This window comes from Pseudomonas sp. EA_35y_Pfl2_R111 (genome assembly GCF_963970955.1).
Lineage (GTDB): Bacteria > Pseudomonadota > Gammaproteobacteria > Pseudomonadales > Pseudomonadaceae > Aquipseudomonas.
The window spans coordinates 1,500,866-1,516,596 of record NZ_CAXAOM010000001.1; the positions used below are offsets into that span (position 1 = coordinate 1,500,866).

Here is a 15,731-nt window from a genome sequence, read left to right on the forward strand (position 1 = left end):
CCAGCGGCGCGCGAGGGTAAAGCCAGGAGGGCCACGTAGGCCCACCATCAATCTTGTCCGCTACTGCGCCTCGCAGCCGCGACCGATCAGGTCGTTGTCGGCCACCCGGTAAACCAGGCCCTCATCACCTTTGGTGTGGAAGGCCAGCACACCGTCGCTGTACAGCGCGCCAGAGCCCGCGGGCTCCAGCGCCAGGCGGTAAACGATATCGCCGCCGCCCAACCTCAGGTCGACTGCTTCGCGGCTGCTATCGGTAAAGCGCCACAGCACTTCGACCTGGCTGTCGCAGACCCAGCGAGTCCACGCATCGCTCGGTGCCGGCTGGCTGGCACATGCCGCCAGCAACAGCATCGTGGCGGCCAGCCCAACCCATCCTTTCCCTGTCATCCGTTTTCCCTGTCAGCAGCGCTGATCCGGCATTCCGCCGTCGGCACCACTGCCGCTGTGACTATCAATACGCTGATCATTCTGATTGCTCGGCGTCTCGATCTGCGCAGGACTGAAGACCTTGCAGGTCTCTTCCCGGACATGATCAGCGCAACCGACCAACAACAAACCCATAACCACCCACACGACAAACCTGCCCATGGTCACACTCCTTGCTTGGTTACTCAGAAAACCCGATCTGCCGGGGATTACCCGCGCAGATTCAGAGACTCGTCCTTCACCCTAGCAGGGCCATGCTGACCACGCGCCGATCACACCGATACGCGCATCAATCCTTGGCGCGGGCTTCAAGCATTTCCACAGCCGGCAGCACTTTGCCCTCAACGAACTCAAGGAAGGCGCCGCCACCGGTGGAGATATAGGAAATCTGCGCGCCAACGCCGTATTTATCGATGGCCGCCAGGGTGTCGCCACCGCCGGCAATAGAGAACGCTGGGCTTTCGGCGATGGCCTGGGCCAGCACTTTGGTGCCATTGCCGAACTGATCGAACTCGAACACGCCAACCGGGCCGTTCCACAGAATGGTCTTCGACGACTTCAGCAGCTCGGCGAACTGCGCGGCGGTCTGCGGGCCGATATCCAGAATCATGTCGTCTTCGGCCACATCGGCCACCAGCTTGACGGTGGCTTCGGCGTCTTCGGCAAAGGCTTTAGCCACCACCACATCGACCGGCAACGGCACGCTGACCTTGGCAGCGATGGCCTTGGCGGTGTCGACCAGATCGGCTTCGTACAGCGATTTGCCGACCGGGAAACCGGCAGCCGCGAGGAAGGTGTTGGCGATGCCGCCGCCAACGATCAGCTGGTCGCAGATCTGGCTCAGGCTATTGAGCACGTCGAGCTTGGTCGACACCTTGGAGCCAGCAACAATAGCGGCCATTGGCTTGGCCGGATTACCCAGGGCCTTGCCCAGAGCGTCCAGCTCGGCCGCCAGCAGCGGGCCGGCGCAAGCAACCTTGGCGAACTTGGCCACGCCATGAGTCGAACCCTCGGCGCGGTGAGCGGTGCCGAAGGCGTCCATAACAAACACGTCGCACAGCGCGGCGTATTGCTGGGCCAGTTCGTCAGCGTTCTTTTTCTCGCCCTTGTTGAAGCGCACGTTCTCGAACAGCACGATCTCACCGGCCTTGAGTTCGACACCGTTCAGGTAATCTGCAACCAGCGGCACGTCGCGGCCCAGGGCCTTGCTCAGGTAGGCGGCGACGGGGGCCAGGCTGTTCTCTGCGCTGAACTCGCCTTCAGTCGGGCGACCCAGGTGCGAACAGACCATTACCGCAGCGCCCTTCTCCAGCGCCAGCTTGATGGTCGGCAGGGAGGCGAGGATGCGCGCGTCGCTCTTCACCACGCCGTCTTTTACCGGCACGTTGAGGTCTTCGCGGATCAGCACGCGCTTACCGGCGAGATCGAGGTCGGTCATCTTCAGAACAGTCATATATCAGTCCTTCACGGGGGCTGGTTGCGCCAAACCACAAGCGGCTGCACGTCGGCGATACTGCGTTAAAAACAGGCTCAGAATGCTCATTTACCACCCGTAAACTGCGCTTCTTCGCCTGTTTTTGCCTTGTCTCGCTCTAGCTCGCTCACTTGTGGGTTGGCTATTAAAAGGAAGTGTTCGGCAACATCGAGCATGCGGTTGGCAAAACCCCATTCGTTGTCGAACCAGGCCAACAAATTCACCAGACGCGGGCCGGAGACGCGGGTCTGGCTGCCGTCGACAATCGCCGAATGCGGGTCGTGGTTGAAATCACAGCTGGCGTGGGGCAGTTCGGTGTAGGCCAGCAGGCCTTTTAGCGGGCCGCTCTCGGCCGCCTGACGCAACACCGCATTGATCTCGGCCGCCGATGTATCGCGAGCGGTCTGCAGGGTGATATCCAGACAGGAAACATTCACCGTCGGCACACGTATGGCTTTGGCCTGGATGCGCCCAGAGAGTTCCGGCAGCAAGCGCTCAATGCCGCGCGCCAGACCGGTGGACACCGGAATCACCGACTGGAAGGCCGAGCGCGTGCGGCGCAGGTCTTCGTGGTGATAAGCGTCAATTACCGGCTGATCGTTCATCGCGGAGTGGATGGTGGTGATGGAGACATACTCCAGACCCACCGCCTCGTTGAGAAGTTTCAACAACGGTACGCCGCAGTTGGTGGTACAGGACGCGTTCGACACCAGCTGTTCGCGGCCACTCAGGCAATCCTGATTGACCCCGAAGACCACCGTGGCATCGATATCCGCCTCGCTGGCCATCGGTTGCGAGAGCAACAGCCGTGGCGCACCCGCATCGATAAAGCGCTGGGCATCAGCGCGGCTGGTGTACTGGCCAGAGCATTCCAGCAGCAGGTCGATATCCAGGGCGGCCCAGTCGATACCTTCCGGCGTCGCCTGGCGCAGCACTTTCACGCAGTCGCCATTGATATGCAGGCAATCGCCATCGACCTTCACCTCACCGGGGAAACGCCCGTGGGTGGAGTCGAAACGGGTCAGGTATTCGATGCTGGCCTGGTCGGCCAAATCATTCAGCGCAACGATTTCCAGCTGCGCCCCTGCACCACGTTCATGCAATGCACGCAGCACGCAACGGCCAATGCGGCCGTAGCCGTTGAGGGCGATTCGATAGGGGCGTTGGGACATGGTGATCTCGATAGGCAACCGTAGGATGGGTTAGCCGCAAAGCGGCATCACCCATCATTCGCCGGATCAGGCGTCCAGCAGCTCGGCGGCGGTTTCCAGGATGTTTTCGACGGTAAAGCCGAAATGCTCGAACAGAGCGCCGGCCGGGGCCGACTCGCCGTAGGTTTCCATACCGATAACGCGACCTTCAAGACCGACGTACTTGTACCAGAAGTCGGCGTGAGCGGCCTCGATGGCGATCCGCGCGGTGACCTGCAGCGGCAGTACCGACTGCTTGTAGCCCGCATCCTGCTGGTCGAAGACGTTGGTCGACGGCATCGACACCACACGTACCTGGCGACCCTGCTCGGCCAGCTTGTCGGCCGCCTGGATGGCCAAGCCGACTTCCGAACCGGTGGCGATAAGGATCAGCTCCGGCTCGCCGGCGCAGTCTTTGAGCACATAACCGCCATGGGCGATTGCCGCCTCGGTCTCGTGGTCACGCAGGTTATGCGGCAGGTTCTGGCGGGAGAAGATCAGCGCGCTTGGGCCGTCCTTGCGCTCGATGGCGAACTTCCAGGCCACCGCGGCTTCGACGGCATCGGCCGGGCGCCAGGTGTCCAGGTTCGGCGTGGTACGCAGGCTGGTCAGCTGCTCGACCGGCTGGTGGGTCGGGCCGTCTTCGCCGAGACCGATGGAATCGTGGGTGAACACGTACAGCACGCGCTGCCTCATCAGCGCCGACATGCGCACAGCATTACGGGCGTATTCCATAAACATCAGGAAGGTCGCGCCATAAGGCACCAGGCCGCCGTGGAGGGCGACGCCGTTCATGATCGCGCTCATGCCGAACTCGCGCACGCCGTAGTACATGTAGTTACCCGAAGCGTCTTCGGCAACCACTGGCTTACAGCCCTTCCACAGAGTCAGGTTGGAACCGGCCAGATCCGCAGAGCCACCGAGCAGTTCCGGCAGCAGCGGGCCAAAGGCGTTCAGGCAGTTCTGGCTGGCTTTGCGGCTGGCGATGGTCTCGCCCTTTTCGGCCACGGCGCGGATGAATTCGCTGGCTTTGGCGGAGAAGTCGGCCGGCAGCTCGCCAGCCATGCGGCGGACAAACTCGTTGGCCAGTTCCGGGTAGGCGGCGGAATAAGCGGCGAAACGCTGGTCCCATTCAGCTTCGGCAGCCAGGCCGGCTTCCTTGGCGTCCCATTCGGCATATATGTCAGCCGGGATCTCGAACGGCGCGTGGTTCCAGTTCAGAGCGGCGCGGGTAAGAGCGATTTCGTCGTGCCCCAAGGCGGCGCCGTGGGACTCTTCCTTACCCTGCTTGTTCGGCGAACCGAAGCCGATGATGGTCTTGCAGCAAATCAGGGTCGGCTGCTCGCTCTTGCGCGCGGTCTCGATCGCCATCTTGATTTCGTCGGCATCGTGACCGTCAACGTTGCGGATCACCTGCCAGCCGTAGGCTTCGAAGCGCTTCGGCGTGTCGTCGGTGAACCAGCCATGCACTTCACCGTCGATGGAAATGCCGTTGTCGTCATAAAAAGCAATCAGCTTGCCCAGGCCAAGGGTGCCGGCCAGGGAGCAGACTTCATGGCTGATGCCTTCCATCATGCAACCGTCACCGAGGAAGGCGTAAGTGTAGTGGTCGACGATGCTGTGACCGTCACGGTTGAATTGCGCGGCCATGACTTTTTCAGCAAGGGCGAAACCGACGGCGTTGGCGATGCCCTGGCCGAGCGGTCCGGTGGTGGTCTCGACGCCCGGCGCGTAACCGTATTCCGGGTGACCCGGAGTTTTGCTGTGCAGCTGACGGAAATTCTTCAGGTCTTCGATGGACAGGTCGTAGCCGGTCAGGTGCAGCAGCGAGTAGATCAGCATCGAACCGTGGCCGTTGGACAGTACAAAGCGGTCACGGTCGGCGAATTTCGGGTTGCTCGGATTGTGCTTGAGGAAATCACGCCACAGCACTTCGGCGATATCCGCCATACCCATCGGGGCACCGGGGTGGCCGCTGTTGGCCTTTTGCACGGCATCCATGCTCAGGGCACGAATGGCATTGGCTCGCTCACGACGGCTGGGCATCACTGAATCTCCTACGGGTTGCTTGGGCAACTGGGGTCGAAAAAGGCGGCCATTTTCGCCCAGCGGGGCCTGTCGGGGCAATGACAGATAGTCGCACAGCCAATGTTTTCTGGCCTGAGCGCCAGCAAGGGCAATATCAAAACTTTTTGATATTGCCCTTGCTGGATAAAAAATGACCGACTAGACTGCCCAGCCTATGAATATGCGCGCCTCCCATCTGGCCTTCGAGCCGGTCGATGCCCTCTCCGCCCTGTGCAAGGCCAGCGGTGATGCGCTGCGCCTGAACATTCTGCGCGCCCTGGCCAACGACTCATTCGGCGTACTGGAGCTGGCGCAGATCTTCGCCACTGGCCAGTCCGGCATCAGTCACCACCTGAAGGTGCTGGCTCAAGCGGGGCTCGTGGCCACACGCCGCGAAGGCAACGCGATCTTCTATCGCCGCGCTCTGGCTCAGGGCGAACAGCTGGGCAGCCGTCTACATGCCGCATTGCTTGATGAAGTCGATCAGCTGTCGCTACCGCTCGAGGTGCAGCAACGCATTGCCGCCGTGCATAGCCAGCGTGCCGCTGCCAGCCAGGAGTTCTTCGCCCGCAGCGCCGCGAGCTTTCAGGCGCAGCAGGACCTGATCGCCGGCCTGCCGCAGTACCGCGACAGCGTTCTAGCCCTGCTCGACTCCCTAGGCTTTGCGACCGATGCCAGCGCCGTGGAAATCGGCCCGGGTGACGGCGGCTTTCTGCCAGAGCTGGCGCGACGCTTCAAGCAGGTGCTGGCCCTGGATAACAGCGCGGCGATGCTCGAACTGGCCCGCATGCGCTGCGCAGAGGAAGGCCTGGACAATGTGGAACTACAGCTGGCCGACGCTCTGCAGGACGACTACCCGGCCGCCGATTGTCTGGTGCTGAATATGGTGCTGCACCACTTTGCCGCCCCGGCCGAGGCACTCAAGCAGCTGGCACAGCGCCTCAAGCCCGGCGGCAGCCTGCTGATCACCGAGCTGTGCAGCCACAACCAGAGCTGGGCCCGTGAAGCTTGCGGTGATCTGTGGCTGGGCTTCGAACAGGATGATCTGGCCCGCTGGGCCATCGCGGCCGACCTCAACACCTGCGAAAGCCTCTATATCGGGTTACGCAACGGTTTTCAGATTCAGGTGCGGCACTTCGCCAAACCTCCAATAACTCATGGCCTACGGGCTGCAATTACCGGCAACCAACAGGAACCCGCACGATGAGCGAATACTCCCTCTTTACCTCCGAGTCCGTATCCGAAGGCCATCCCGATAAAATCGCCGATCAGATTTCTGACGCGGTACTCGACGCCATCATCACCCAGGACAAACACGCCCGCGTCGCCGTGGAAACCCTGGTCAAGACTGGCGTGGCCATCGTCGCTGGCGAAGTCACCACCAGCGCCTGGGTCGACCTGGAACAGATCGTCCGCGATGTGATCTGCAACATCGGCTACACCAGCTCCGACGTCGGCTTCGACGGCGCCACCTGCGGCGTGATGAACATCATTGGCAAGCAGTCCCCGGACATCAACCAGGGCGTCGATCGCGCCAAGCCGGAAGACCAGGGCGCCGGCGACCAGGGCCTGATGTTTGGCTATGCCAGCAATGAAACCGACGTGCTGATGCCTGCGCCGATCCGCTTCTCCCACGCCTTGGTCGAGCGCCAAGCCGAAGCCCGCAAGTCCGGCCTGCTGCCGTGGCTGCGCCCGGACGCCAAATCCCAGGTCACCTGCCAGTACGAGAACGGCAAGGTGGTTGGCATCGACGCCGTAGTGCTGTCCACCCAGCACAACCCGGAAGTCTCGCTGAGTGATCTGCGTGAAGGCGTGATGGAGCTGATCATCAAGCACGCGCTGCCAGCCGAGCTGCTGCACAAAGACACCCAGTTCCACATCAACCCGACCGGCAACTTCGTGATCGGCGGCCCGGTGGGCGACTGCGGCCTGACCGGCCGCAAGATCATCGTCGACAGCTACGGCGGCATGGCCCGTCATGGCGGCGGCGCATTCTCCGGCAAGGATCCGTCCAAGGTCGACCGTTCGGCGGCGTACGCCGGGCGCTACGTAGCGAAGAACATCGTCGCAGCCGGCCTCGCTGATCGCTGCGAAATCCAGGTGTCCTACGCCATCGGCGTGGCCCTGCCGACCTCCATCTCGATCAACACCTTCGGCACCCACAAGATCGCCGAGGACAAGATCATCAAGCTGGTGCGCGAGGTGTTCGACCTACGTCCGTACGCGATCACCAAGATGCTCGACCTGCTGCACCCGATGTACCAGGAAACCGCGGCCTATGGCCACTTCGGCCGCACCCCGCAGCAGAAGACCGTCGGTGACGACACCTTCACCACCTTTACCTGGGAGAAGACCGACAAGGTCGCCGACCTGCGCGCCGCCGCCGGCCTGTAAGGGCAATCGGCTGCAGAAAAAACCCGCTACGGCGGGTTTTTTATTGTCTCAATATGACACTTCAGGGTTAGGGGGCTGGCACAAACCAATACTCTGGTTTGTCGAACGGATGCAGCGAGGAGAGATGAGGATTGGCAATCTTCAAGGTACGCCGGCGCTCCAGACCAAGCTGCTTGATGGTGGCGGCATACTCTTCAGCGAATAATCGATCCAGAGTGCCGTCGGCAATCAGCATGCGCATGCCTTCCTCGACACGCTGCGCACGCAGGCGGCCCTCATTAGTGCGAGCGAACCAGAAGTACACCGGCAACGGATAATACAACAGCAGCTCGTTCTCGATGATCATCTGCGGGTATTGCTTGCGCCAGTGCGCCAGCTCGCCGCTTACCTCGCTGACACCCCGGCCAAAGGCATCGAAACGCCGCAGCATCAGCATATGGAACAACCCTTCATAACTGCTGCCGGTGACCACCGGCAAGCCAGCCGCCTTATACACCGCCACATCGGACCACTCGCGCTGCTGGCCAAATCGCAGCTGACGCAACTGCTCAAGTGACTGTACGCCGGCAAAGCGCGGCTGATCGGCGGCTTGAATCAGGAATACCCGGTAACCGAGCAAGCCCTTGTCGACCGGGATCTTCACCGGCAACAGGGCTTCCTCCAGAGGCTGCGTGGCATCCAGCACCAGGGTATTGAGGCTGCCATGCGGACGCTGCATCTCGACCACCTGCAACTTCTCGCTCAGCGGCTGGCCGGGCTCAAGTTGATAGGCGCCGTATTGCTCGCGGGTTACCTCCAGCGCAGCGCGTAATACGCGCCAGTGATAAGCGTAGCGCTGATCATCGGCCGTCTCCGGCGCGTTGTGCACAAAGCGCCACTGCTCGGCCAGTGCATCGGCCGCACGCACCACGCCAAATGGCGCAAAACCCATGACAAGCAGGCACAGGCCTACACCCCAACACCGATGCAATCCCATTGGCATAAAGCTGCCACCCCCAAACACGCGCTTAAGCTGACCTATTAAGCATAGCTGCTACGCTGGATAAACCGTTCCGAGCAAGGATGCTCAGTATGAAAGCCGCCTTAGCGCTGTTACTCACCGCCCTGACCCTACACACCTGGGCCGCACCCTGCCCGGATTGGCAGAGGCAACGCGCCGAGCTGGAAATCGCTGCACTGAGCCAGCAATTGGCAGCCTGGGACGATGCCTACCATCGCCAAGGTGAATCGCCAGTGGCCGACGAACTCTATGACCAGGCCAGCGCCAACCTGCAGCGCTGGCGCGCCTGCTTCCCAGATGTCTCTGTCGCGACAACCGACCCGCTCAGCACCAGCAACGGCCGCCAATCGCATCCAACTGCACATACCGGGCTGCGCAAATTGGCTGATAGTGCCGCAGTGGAAGCCTGGGTCGCCAACCGCAAAGACCTGTGGATTCAACCCAAAGTCGATGGCGTAGCCGTCAGCCTGGTCTATCACAACGGCCAGCTGCAACAGTTGATCAGCCGCGGTAACGGCCGCACGGGACAGGACTGGAGCGTTCACGCCCGCCATCTGCAAGCTATACCCGCACAACTGCCAAAGCCAATCAGCCTGGTGCTGCAGGGCGAGTTGTATTGGCGTTTGCCAGGGCATATCCAACACAAATCCGGTGGCCTTGGCGCGCGCAGCAAGGTCGCCGGGCTGCTGAACAGGCGGACGCTGACCGCCGAGGAAGCCGCCGGCGTCGGCCTGTTTGTCTGGGATTGGCCCGATGGACCCGCACTGATGCCGCAACGCCTGCAGCAGTTGGCCGAACTGGGCTTTGCCGACAGCCAGCGTTTCAGTCAGCCGATTCGCACACTCGAACAGGCCACCCAATGGCGCGAGCGCTGGTACAACAGCGCCCTGCCCTTCGCCACCGACGGCGTAGTCCTGCGCCAAGGCCAACGCCCCGCCGCTGCGCGCTGGCAAGCCGAACCACCGCACTGGGCGGTGGCTTGGAAATACCCAGTCAGCCAGGCATTAGCCGTGGTGCAGGCAGTGGACTTTCGTATCGGCCGTAGCGGGCGCATCACCCCAGTACTGCGCGTACAGCCGGTCAAGCTGGATGACCGACGCATCGAATATGTCAGCGTCGGCTCGCTGCAGCGCTGGCAGGCCCTGGACATTCGCCCCGGCGACCAGGTGGTAATCCGCCTCTCGGGACTGACCATTCCGGTGCTCGACAGCGTGCTCTGGCGCACTCAACAACGCGTCGCACTGCGCGTACCAGACCCAGCGGCCTATCACGAACTGAGCTGCTGGCGCGCCACCCCGGCCTGCGCCAGCCAGTTTCGCGCACGCCTGGCCTGGCTCAGCAGCAAACAGGGCCTGGCGCTACCGGGCGTAGGCCCCGGCACCTGGGAAAAACTGCTGCATGCGCAACAGCTCGACAGCCTGCTCGACTGGCTGTCTCTCTCCGCCGAGCAACTGAAGGGCATTCCGGGCCTGGGACCACGTAGCGCAAGCGCTTTGCAACAGAGCTTCAACCTGGCTCGCCAACGACCCATGCAGGACTGGCTGCGCGCCCTCGGCCTGCCGGGCAATAGTCATCTGTCGCCGGACGCCGACTGGGACACCCTGGCGCAACGCAGCGTAGCCGACTGGCAACGTCAACCCGGTATCGGTCCGCAGCGTGCGGCGCAGTTACAGGCTTTTTTTCAACACCCGGAGGTGCAGGCCCTGCGCGCGCAATTGCGCGAGGCGCAGATAGCTGGGTTCTGAACAGTGCTTAGAACGCACGAAACTCTTCATGGCAGGCCTTGCAGCTGTCTTCGACACGCTGCATCGGTGCCTCCAGTGCCTGTGCCGTTAACGGCTGCACGGCAGTAGCCGCCACCAGCGCTGCAGTGCTGGCTTCCATAGCCTGAGCCAGTTCCTGAAAACGCGCCTGGCGCTGCCAGACGTCATCCTTGGCGCGGCTTTCCTCACCGTCTTCACGCATCTGGGGGAAGTGTTGCCAGGGCGTGCGTGTAAGCTGATCGAGCTTGGCCGCGCCCTCAACAAATGCCTGTTCCTTAAACGCCAGACGCCCGCGCAGCATGCCCCCGAGGTCTTCGCTGACCTTGAGCATCTGCTTGAAAATGCTCTGACGCTGGCCTTGCGGCGAATTGGGATCGACACCGCCGCAGCCACTTAGAGCCAGCGCCAGTACAACCAGAAACAGGGTTTTACGCTTCATAACACCTTCAATGCCAACAACGGGTGGATAACGGGCGACAGTATCGCCACCGGCCCGCTACCGGCCAAGCGTGGTGTTTTGCCGCAGACGCCAGAAGCGGCGAGAGTGCTGCGGCGTAAGCGTTAAGCGGAAACGACAAACAGCGCGACGATCAGCGCCATACCGGCGAACCACACCAGCGAACGGATCGGCCCCCAGTCGGCCAAATAGCAAAGGAAATACAGCACCCGACTGACCACAAAGGCGACCGCCAACTGATCCAGCAACCCCTGCGCTACACCACCGGCCTGGTGGGCGATGATCACTGCCGCAGCGAACGCTGGAGTCACCTCGAAGCCATTGAGCTGGGCGTTGTTGGCACGCTTGCGCCAGCCTTCAAGGCCCGAGAGAAAGGCGCGCGGGTCACTGTTGGCGCGCGGCCCGTAGCCAGCGCCAAGAAACTTGGCGCTGGCAGTGGCCAAATAAGGCAGGACGATAGCGATCAGCACGCACCAGTAGGCAAGGGTCATGGAGGCTCCAGAGATTGGGGAATGAGGCTTGCAGCCTGTCTCAGGCACCACACAAAGGCCATGGCTGAACTGGCCAGAATGCACGGCGCAACAGCCAATTCGCCCGACAGAAAACCTTGGGCTTCTGCACCGGGCTGGCTATACTTCGCCAGCTTCACGCAACCGGCACCGCTCCGGTTGCTCCCGCCACCCGTCCGAGGGGCGCTGCAGCAAACTCTGGATACCGGAGTTTTGTCAGGCTCGGATGGGGCGTTAACCATACGCATCAACGGCGCCCATTCGCAGACAACGAATGGAGAGCTTTTTATGAGCGCCGCTTTTAACGATTACAAAGTCGCCGACATTTCCCTGGCTGCCTGGGGCCGTCGCGAAACCATCATCGCCGAATCAGAAATGCCAGCCCTGATGGGTCTGCGCCGCAAATACGCTGGTGAGCAGCCGCTGAAAGGCGCGAAGATCATCGGCTGCATCCACATGACCATCCAGACCGCCGTGCTGATCGAAACCCTGACCGCACTGGGTGCCGAAGTACGCTGGTCGTCGTGCAACATCTTTTCGACTCAGGATCAGGCCGCTGCCGCCATCGCCGCCGCCGGTATCCCGGTATTCGCCTGGAAGGGTGAAACCGAAGAAGAATACGAATGGTGCATCGAGCAGACCATCCTGAAAGATGGCAAGCCGTGGGACGCCAACATGATCCTCGACGACGGCGGCGACCTGACCGAAATCCTGCACAAAAAATACCCACAGATGCTGGAGCGCATCCACGGCGTTACCGAAGAAACCACCACCGGCGTACACCGCCTGCTGGACATGCTGGCCAAGGGCGAGCTGAAGATCCCGGCGATCAACGTCAACGACTCGGTGACCAAGAGCAAGAACGACAATAAATACGGCTGCCGTCACAGCCTGAGCGACGCGATCAAGCGTGGCACCGACCACCTGCTGTCCGGCAAGCAAGCGCTGGTTATCGGCTACGGCGACGTGGGCAAGGGCTCGGCACAGTCGCTGCGCCAGGAAGGCATGATCGTCAAGGTCACCGAAGTCGACCCGATCTGTGCCATGCAGGCCTGCATGGACGGCTACGAAGTGGTTTCGCCATTCAAGGACGGCATCAACGACGGCACCGCCGCCAGCATCGACGCGCAGCTGCTGGGCAAGATCGACCTGATCGTTACCACCACCGGTAACGTCAACGTCTGCGACGCCAACATGCTCAAAGCTCTGAAAAAACGCGCCGTAGTCTGCAACATCGGTCACTTCGACAATGAAATCGACACCGCTTTCATGCGCAAGAGCTGGGCGTGGGAAGAAGTGAAGCCGCAGGTGCACAAGATCCATCGCACAGGCACCGGCAGCTTCGATCCGCACAACGACGACTACCTGATCCTGCTGGCCGAAGGCCGTCTGGTTAACCTGGGCAACGCCACTGGCCACCCAAGCCGGATCATGGACGGCTCGTTCGCCAACCAGGTGCTGGCACAGATCTTCCTGTTCGGCCAGAAGTTCGCCGACCTGATGCCGGCACAGAAGGCCGAGCGTCTGACCGTGGAAGTACTGCCGAAGAAGCTCGACGAAGAAGTGGCCCTGGAAATGGTCAAGGGCTTTGGCGGCGTGGTCACCCAGCTGACCAAGACCCAGGCCGACTACATCGGCGTAGCCGTGGAAGGTCCGTTCAAGCCGCACGCTTACCGCTACTAATGCGTAAGGTGGGTAAGCCTATGGCTTATCCACCGCCGACTTCCTGCAAGGTGGATGGAATAGCGCCATCCACCCTACGTCTGCAAGGCTAGAAATCCTATGAGCCAAGAACGCCGTTACAGCTTCGAGTTCTTCCCTACCAAGACCGAAGCCGGGCACGAAAAACTGATGAACGTGGCGCGCCAACTGGCGACCTACAAGCCGGATTTCTTCTCCTGCACCTACGGTGCCGGTGGATCGACCCGTGATCGCACCCTGAACACCGTGTTGCAGTTGAACAACGATGTTGGTGTTAGCACTGCGCCGCACCTGTCTTGCGTCGGTGACAGCAAGGCCGAGCTGCGCGAACTGCTCAATCTGTACAAAGATGCTGGAATAAAACGCATCGTCGCCCTGCGCGGTGACCTGCCTTCCGGTATGGGCATGGCCAGCGGCGAGCTGCGCTACGCCAACGAACTGGTCAGCTTTATCCGCACCGAGACCGGCGATCACTTCCATATCGAAATTGCCGCCTACCCGGAGATGCATCCGCAGGCGCGCAATTTCGAGGACGACATCGCTAACTTCGTACGCAAGGCCAAGGCCGGTGCCGACAGTGCAATCACCCAGTACTTCTTCAACGCCGACAGCTACTTCTATTTCGTCGAGCGCGTACGCAAGCTGGGCGTAGATATTCCGGTGGTGCCGGGCATCATGCCGATCACCAACTACAGCAAGCTGGCGCGCTTCTCCGATGCCTGCGGCGCAGAGATTCCGCGCTGGGTGCGCAAGCAGCTGGAGGCCTATGGCGACGACAGCGACAGCATCCGCGCCTACGGCGAGCAGGTCGTTAGCGAGATGTGCGAACGCCTACTGCAGGGCGGCGCCCCTGGGTTGCACTTCTACAGCATGAACTTGGTAGAACCGAGCCTGGCTATCTGGAACAACCTCAAACTGCCGCGCTAACGCGCCATGGCAGCAACCTCAGCACCCGCGCCCTGCGGAGGCTGAGGGCTCTTTATCCGACCCTGCGCCGCAGCCTTTTCACCACTCGCCCGGCAAACCACGGTAGCCTTTTGCAACGCACTACCCGGTTAACCCATAGTCCAAAGCACTCAGTCCCGACCATACTTCCAGCAAGCGTCTAGCCATGTAGGGCTTACGCGGTATCACAAACATGGAGCGCCGCAATGGCCACACGCAAAACCACCAATGCCACCGTGACGCCCAAGGGCAGCCTGGAAACCCTCTCGCAGCGTGAAGTGCAGCAGTTGCGCGAAACCGGCTCCGGTAGCGTCTATGCGCTGTTCCGCCAGTGCGCCCTGGCGATCCTCAATACCGGTTCACACAGCGATAACGCCAAGACCATTCTGGAAGCCTACCCGGACTTCGAAATCAGCATCCTGCAGCAGGATCGCGGCATTCGCCTGGAGCTGTTCAACGCGCCCGCCGACGCCTTCGTCGATGGCGAGATGATCGCCAGCACCCGCGAGATGCTGTTCAGCGCCCTGCGTGATATCGTCTACACGCAGAGCGAGCTGGAGAATCAGCGCATCGATTTCAGCAGCTCTCAGGGCATCACCGATTACGTCTTCCATCTGCTGCGTAACGCTCGCACTCTGCGCGCTGGCGTCGAACCGAAGATCGTAGTGTGCTGGGGCGGCCACTCGATCAGCACCGGGGAATACAAATACACCAAGACGGTCGGCCACGAGTTGGGCCTGCGCGGCCTGGATATCTGCACCGGCTGCGGCCCTGGGGTGATGAAAGGGCCGATGAAAGGCGCGACCATTTCCCATGCCAAACAGCGCAACGTGCAAGGCCGCTACCTGGGTCTGACCGAGCCGGGAATCATCGCCGCAGAAGCGCCCAATCCGATCGTCAATGAGCTGGTGATCCTGCCGGATATCGAGAAACGCCTGGAAGCCTTCGTCCGTGTCGGCCACGGCATCATCATCTTCCCTGGCGGCGCCGGTACGGCCGAGGAGCTGCTGTATTTCCTCGGTATCCTTATGCACCCGGACAATCAGAACATTCCCTTCCCGCTGATCATGACGGGACCACGCAGCGCCGCCGCCTACCTCGAACAGCTGCACGCGTTTATCGGCGCAACCCTGGGCGAGGCAGCCCAGCAACGCTACAGCATCATCATCGATGACCCCGAGCAGGTCGCACGAGAAATGGCCGAAGGAATCAAGGCCGTCAAACAGTTCCGCCGCGAATATAACGACGCCTTCCACTTCAACTGGCTGCTCAAGATCGACGAGAGCTTCCAGCACCCGTTCGAGCCGACCCACGTCAACATGGCCAGCCTCAAGCTGACCCGCGAACAGCCCTTGCATGAGCTGGCGGCCAACCTGCGCCGGGCGTTTTCTGGGATTGTCGCCGGCAACGTCAAGGACAAGGGCATCCGCCTGATTGAACAGTACGGCCCCTACGAGATCACCGGCGAGCGCGACATCATGCTGCAGCTCGATTTGTTGCTGCAGGCTTTCGTCGATCAGCACCGGATGAAGCTACCAGGCAACAGTGCCTATGTGCCCTGCTACAAGCTGACCAGCTGAGTCGGCGGAACCCGCGCCGTTGCTGGCATGGCAACGGCGCATCGACCATCGAGCAGGCAGACACTCGCACAGACCTGCCGCTCTGTTATACTCGGCCCTTCCCGCCAGGCTTGCGCCCGGATGCTAGCCCCCAGAGGCCAGTAGTACCGGACGGGATTACGCCCCCCAAGCGTGATTCAAGCCAGGCAATACACCCCATAGGGCCAAGCCCTCACTAGACAGGAT

At 61.6% G+C, this 15,731-nt stretch carries 14 protein-coding genes and 1 riboswitch; of the genes, 6 read left to right on the forward strand and 8 right to left on the reverse strand.

All coding sequences use genetic code 11. The features are described 5' to 3' along the window. Positions 1 to 60: 60 nt before the first annotated feature. The 5 genes from AACY25_RS07145 to tkt form a co-directional block, all read right to left on the reverse strand. A complete protein-coding gene (locus tag AACY25_RS07145) occupies positions 61 to 387 on the reverse strand; it encodes an MliC family protein (RefSeq protein WP_339523397.1) in 327 nt (108 codons plus the stop codon). A gap of 12 nt (positions 388 to 399) precedes the next feature. Continuing rightward, entirely contained in the window at positions 400 to 588 is a 189-nt protein-coding gene (locus AACY25_RS07150) for a hypothetical protein (RefSeq protein ID WP_339523399.1), read from the reverse strand. A 127-nt stretch (positions 589 to 715) separates the two neighbouring features. Then, positions 716 to 1,879, reverse strand: coding sequence for a phosphoglycerate kinase (locus AACY25_RS07155; RefSeq protein WP_339523401.1), 1,164 nt, complete (start codon positions 1,877 to 1,879; stop codon positions 716 to 718). An 86-nt stretch (positions 1,880 to 1,965) separates the two neighbouring features. Continuing rightward, positions 1,966 to 3,072 carry an erythrose-4-phosphate dehydrogenase gene (gene epd / locus AACY25_RS07160; RefSeq protein ID WP_339523402.1) on the reverse strand — a complete coding sequence of 369 codons (1,107 nt, stop codon included), beginning with the start codon at positions 3,070 to 3,072 and terminating at the stop codon, positions 1,966 to 1,968. A gap of 66 nt (positions 3,073 to 3,138) precedes the next feature. Continuing rightward, the gene (tkt, locus tag AACY25_RS07165; protein WP_339523404.1) at positions 3,139 to 5,136 is read right to left on the reverse strand and encodes a transketolase; all 1,998 of its coding nucleotides are present in this window, start codon (positions 5,134 to 5,136) and stop codon (positions 3,139 to 3,141) included. A 196-nt stretch (positions 5,137 to 5,332) separates the two neighbouring features. Here tkt and AACY25_RS07170 point away from each other — a divergent pair, with 196 nt between their 5' ends. Next, positions 5,333 to 6,364, forward strand: coding sequence for an ArsR/SmtB family transcription factor (locus AACY25_RS07170; protein WP_339408906.1), 1,032 nt, complete (start codon positions 5,333 to 5,335; stop codon positions 6,362 to 6,364). After that, positions 6,361 to 7,551 carry a methionine adenosyltransferase gene (gene metK, locus AACY25_RS07175; protein ID WP_339523406.1) on the forward strand — a complete coding sequence of 397 codons (1,191 nt, stop codon included), beginning with the start codon at positions 6,361 to 6,363 and terminating at the stop codon, positions 7,549 to 7,551. The genes AACY25_RS07170 and metK overlap by 4 nt, the downstream gene beginning before the upstream one ends. A gap of 67 nt (positions 7,552 to 7,618) precedes the next feature. Here metK and AACY25_RS07180 read toward each other — a convergent pair whose 3' ends face one another. Beyond that, positions 7,619 to 8,482, reverse strand: a complete 864-nt coding sequence (locus AACY25_RS07180) for a hypothetical protein (RefSeq protein WP_339523408.1) — start codon at positions 8,480 to 8,482, stop codon at positions 7,619 to 7,621. 131 nt (positions 8,483 to 8,613) lie between these two features. Here AACY25_RS07180 and ligB point away from each other — a divergent pair, with 131 nt between their 5' ends. Next, entirely contained in the window at positions 8,614 to 10,296 is a 1,683-nt protein-coding gene (gene ligB, locus AACY25_RS07185) for an NAD-dependent DNA ligase LigB (RefSeq protein ID WP_445262120.1), read from the forward strand. 7 nt (positions 10,297 to 10,303) lie between these two features. On the opposite strand, the gene AACY25_RS07190 is transcribed toward ligB, so the two are convergent. Both AACY25_RS07190 and AACY25_RS07195 read right to left on the reverse strand, forming a co-directional pair. Beyond that, positions 10,304 to 10,753: a c-type cytochrome gene (locus tag AACY25_RS07190; protein WP_339523412.1), complete on the reverse strand. Its 450-nt coding sequence runs from the start codon at positions 10,751 to 10,753 to the stop codon at positions 10,304 to 10,306. A 122-nt stretch (positions 10,754 to 10,875) separates the two neighbouring features. Beyond that, the gene (locus tag AACY25_RS07195; RefSeq protein ID WP_339523413.1) at positions 10,876 to 11,262 is read right to left on the reverse strand and encodes an MAPEG family protein; all 387 of its coding nucleotides are present in this window, start codon (positions 11,260 to 11,262) and stop codon (positions 10,876 to 10,878) included. 190 nt (positions 11,263 to 11,452) lie between these two features. After that, positions 11,453 to 11,546, forward strand: a riboswitch (S-adenosyl-L-homocysteine riboswitch). A 22-nt stretch (positions 11,547 to 11,568) separates the two neighbouring features. Between AACY25_RS07195 and ahcY the strand changes: the two genes are divergently transcribed. The 3 genes from ahcY (at position 11,569) to ppnN (ending at position 15,506) form a co-directional block, all read left to right on the forward strand. Then, on the forward strand, positions 11,569 to 12,963 hold the full coding sequence (gene ahcY, locus AACY25_RS07200) for an adenosylhomocysteinase (RefSeq protein WP_339523415.1): 1,395 nt from the start codon (positions 11,569 to 11,571) through the stop codon (positions 12,961 to 12,963). 99 nt (positions 12,964 to 13,062) lie between these two features. Further along, on the forward strand, positions 13,063 to 13,908 hold the full coding sequence (gene metF / locus AACY25_RS07205; RefSeq protein WP_339523416.1) for a methylenetetrahydrofolate reductase [NAD(P)H]: 846 nt from the start codon (positions 13,063 to 13,065) through the stop codon (positions 13,906 to 13,908). A 224-nt stretch (positions 13,909 to 14,132) separates the two neighbouring features. Further along, positions 14,133 to 15,506 (forward strand): nucleotide 5'-monophosphate nucleosidase PpnN, encoded by a 1,374-nt coding sequence (gene ppnN, locus AACY25_RS07210; protein ID WP_339523418.1) that lies wholly within the window; start codon positions 14,133 to 14,135, stop codon positions 15,504 to 15,506. Positions 15,507 to 15,731 lie beyond the last annotated feature (225 nt).

What these genes read in the sequence shown, in the direction of transcription:
- AACY25_RS07145 (WP_339523397.1), bottom strand. Translation starts at nt 387, where the DNA reads ATGACAGGGAAAGGATGGGTTGGGCTGGCCGCCACGATGCTGTTGCTG.
- AACY25_RS07150 (WP_339523399.1), bottom strand. Translation starts at nt 588, where the DNA reads ATGGGCAGGTTTGTCGTGTGGGTGGTTATGGGTTTGTTGTTGGTCGGT.
- AACY25_RS07155 (WP_339523401.1), bottom strand. Translation starts at nt 1,879, where the DNA reads ATGACTGTTCTGAAGATGACCGACCTCGATCTCGCCGGTAAGCGCGTG.
- epd (WP_339523402.1), bottom strand. Translation starts at nt 3,072, where the DNA reads ATGTCCCAACGCCCCTATCGAATCGCCCTCAACGGCTACGGCCGCATT.
- tkt (WP_339523404.1), bottom strand. Translation starts at nt 5,136, where the DNA reads ATGCCCAGCCGTCGTGAGCGAGCCAATGCCATTCGTGCCCTGAGCATG.
- AACY25_RS07170 (WP_339408906.1), top strand. Translation starts at nt 5,333, where the DNA reads ATGAATATGCGCGCCTCCCATCTGGCCTTCGAGCCGGTCGATGCCCTC.
- metK (WP_339523406.1), top strand. Translation starts at nt 6,361, where the DNA reads ATGAGCGAATACTCCCTCTTTACCTCCGAGTCCGTATCCGAAGGCCAT.
- AACY25_RS07180 (WP_339523408.1), bottom strand. Translation starts at nt 8,482, where the DNA reads ATGGGTTTTGCGCCATTTGGCGTGGTGCGTGCGGCCGATGCACTGGCC.
- ligB (WP_445262120.1), top strand. Translation starts at nt 8,614, where the DNA reads ATGCTCAGTATGAAAGCCGCCTTAGCGCTGTTACTCACCGCCCTGACC.
- AACY25_RS07190 (WP_339523412.1), bottom strand. Translation starts at nt 10,753, where the DNA reads ATGAAGCGTAAAACCCTGTTTCTGGTTGTACTGGCGCTGGCTCTAAGT.
- AACY25_RS07195 (WP_339523413.1), bottom strand. Translation starts at nt 11,262, where the DNA reads ATGACCCTTGCCTACTGGTGCGTGCTGATCGCTATCGTCCTGCCTTAT.
- ahcY (WP_339523415.1), top strand. Translation starts at nt 11,569, where the DNA reads ATGAGCGCCGCTTTTAACGATTACAAAGTCGCCGACATTTCCCTGGCT.
- metF (WP_339523416.1), top strand. Translation starts at nt 13,063, where the DNA reads ATGAGCCAAGAACGCCGTTACAGCTTCGAGTTCTTCCCTACCAAGACC.
- ppnN (WP_339523418.1), top strand. Translation starts at nt 14,133, where the DNA reads ATGGCCACACGCAAAACCACCAATGCCACCGTGACGCCCAAGGGCAGC.